Source organism: Rhizobium sp. P1_E1 (assembly GCF_056406015.1).
The window spans coordinates 1-2334 of sequence record NZ_JBFUAY010000408.1 but is presented as its reverse complement, the minus strand read 5'-3'; the positions used below and the strand labels follow the sequence as shown (position 1 = coordinate 2334).

Sequence of the window (2334 nt, the reverse complement as noted above, 5' to 3'; positions counted from 1 at the left end):
ATCATGCGCGGGGTGGTGAAGCTCTGCAAAGTGATGCCGGACGGACGCCAGCAGATCGTCGGCCTGCAATTCGCTCCCGATTTCGTCGGCAGGCCATTCGTGCGCGAAAGCACGCTGTCGGCCGAGGCTGCGACCGATGCCGAAATCTGCTTTTTCCCCCGCAACCTGCTCGACCGCATGATATCGGAAGCGCCGGAACTGCAGCGCAGCCTTCACGATCAGGCGCTAAAGGAGCTGGACGCCGCGCGCGAATGGATGCTGACGCTCGGCCGACGCACCGCAGGCGAGAAAGTCGCAAGCCTGCTTTACCTGATCGCCACACACGCCGAACCGCAGACCGCCACGAGCACCGATTTCGACCTGCCGCTGTCCCGCACCGAGATCGCCGATTTTCTCGGGATGACGATCGAAACCGTCAGTCGCCAGATGACCAGGCTGCGCAAGAGCGGCGTCATTCGCATCGAGAACTTCCGACATATCATCGTGCCCGACATGGATGAGTTGGAGCGAATGATCAGCGCATAGAACGGGATCTGCCAACATCGGGGCGCTGACCCGGGATCGGCGCGCAAAACGGATCAGATGCCGAATTCAGAGTCTGGCGCTGAGCCGAGATCAGCGCGTGATCACGACGCGGGTCTTGGCGCGGCCAGCCCGTGGCGCCAGCGAGAAGAACTGGGCGGCATTCTCGAAGTGCAGGCGAACGCAGCCATGCGAGGCCGGCCGGCCCAAGCGCTTCAGGCTATAGCGCTCCTCATCACATCACCCACCCGGGACGCCGGTCCCCATTGAAGCTCGAACGAGGCAGATACATGAACAAGATCAAGGTCGCCAATCCCGTCGCCGATCTCGACGGCGATGAAATGACGCGCATCATCTGGCAGCTCATCAAGGATAAGCTGATCCATCCGTATCTCGACCTAGACATCGACTATTTCGACCTCTCGGTCGAAAACCGCGACGCCACCAACGACCAGGTCACCGTCGATGCCGCCAACGCCATCAAGAAGTACGGCGTCGGCATCAAGTGCGCGACGATTACGCCGGACGAAGACCGCGTCAAGGAATTCAATCTCAAGCAGATGTGGAAGAGCCCGAATGGCACGATCCGCAACATTCTCGGCGGCGTCATCTTCCGCGAACCGATCATCTGCAAGAATGTGCCGCGCCTGGTTCCCGGCTGGACCAAGCCGATCGTTGTCGGCCGCCATGCCTTCGGCGACCAGTACCGTGCCACCGACTTCCGCTTCCCCGGCAAGGGCAAGCTGACGATCAAGTTCGTCGGCGAAGACGGCACGGTTATCGAGAAGGACGTCTTCGACGCCCCCGGCTCGGGCGTTGCCATGGCGATGTACAATCTCGACGAGTCGATCCGCGAATTCGCCCGCGCTTCGATGATGTACGGCCTGATGCGCAAATGGCCAGTTTACCTGTCGACCAAGAACACCATTCTCAAGGCCTATGACGGTCGCTTCAAGGATATCTTCGAAGAGATCTACCAGACCGAATTCAAGGATCAGTTCAAGGAAGTCGGCATCACCTACGAACACCGCCTGATCGACGACATGGTCGCCTCTGCGCTGAAGTGGTCGGGCGGCTATGTCTGGGCATGCAAGAATTATGACGGCGATGTCCAGTCCGATACGGTCGCCCAGGGTTTTGGCTCGCTCGGCCTGATGACCTCGGTACTGCTCACGCCCGACGGCAAGACGGTGGAAGCCGAAGCTGCCCACGGCACGGTGACGCGCCACTACCGCCAGCACCAGAAGGGCCAGGAAACCTCGACGAACTCGATCGCCTCGATCTTCGCCTGGACGCGTGGCCTGGCGCATCGCGCCAAGCTCGACGACAATGCCGAGCTTGCCCGCTTCGCCGCAACGCTCGAAAAGGTCTGCGTCGACACTGTCGAATCCGGTTTCATGACCAAGGACCTGGCGCGGCTGATCGGCCACGACCAGCCGTGGCTCTCGACCACTGCCTTCCTCGACAAGATCGACGAGAACCTGCAGAAGGCCATGGCGTAAGCCGGCTTATCCAAGATAACATGGAAGCGGCGGGAAATTCCCCGCATTCAGAGTGCTGACAAAACCCCTGGCCTTGGCTGGGGGTTTATGATTCAGTGGGACATGTCGAAGAAACTCCCGCCGCAGCAGACGGCTCTCGAGGCAAGTGGCCTGAAACGTCGCTAGCCAGCAGTCGCCGGCGAGGATCTCTGCCGATTGATCGATGACACCGACGAAGCCGACAGATTCTTTGGTCTAGACTGTCCATCCATCCGGGCCTGGAACTGTTCAGGCGTCAACGCTGCTACCGAGAAGTGTCGAGGGTAAGAGT

At 60.4% G+C, this 2334-nt stretch carries 2 protein-coding genes and 1 pseudogene; 2 read left to right on the top strand and 1 reads right to left on the bottom strand.

All coding sequences use genetic code 11. The features are described 5' to 3' along the window. The coding region (locus AC1D1Z_RS36415) for a Crp/Fnr family transcriptional regulator (RefSeq protein ID WP_477853669.1) at nt 1–525 on the top strand (525 nt) is incomplete at its 5' end. 90 nt (nt 526–615) lie between these two features. Here AC1D1Z_RS36415 and AC1D1Z_RS36410 read toward each other — a convergent pair. Next, nucleotides 616–747 (bottom strand): annotated as a pseudogene (locus AC1D1Z_RS36410) (L,D-transpeptidase); the annotation flags it as partial. A 65-nt stretch (nt 748–812) separates the two neighbouring features. Between AC1D1Z_RS36410 and AC1D1Z_RS36405 the strand changes: the two are divergent. After that, nucleotides 813–2024: an NADP-dependent isocitrate dehydrogenase gene (locus tag AC1D1Z_RS36405; RefSeq protein WP_477853668.1), complete on the top strand. Its 1212-nt coding sequence runs from the start codon at nt 813–815 to the stop codon at nt 2022–2024. Nucleotides 2025–2334: the final 310 nt, after the last annotated feature.

Bases quoted from the DNA above. Each gene is read 5' to 3' on its own strand.
- AC1D1Z_RS36405 (WP_477853668.1), top strand. From the start codon at position 813: ATGAACAAGATCAAGGTCGCCAATCCCGTCGCCGATCTCGACGGCGAT.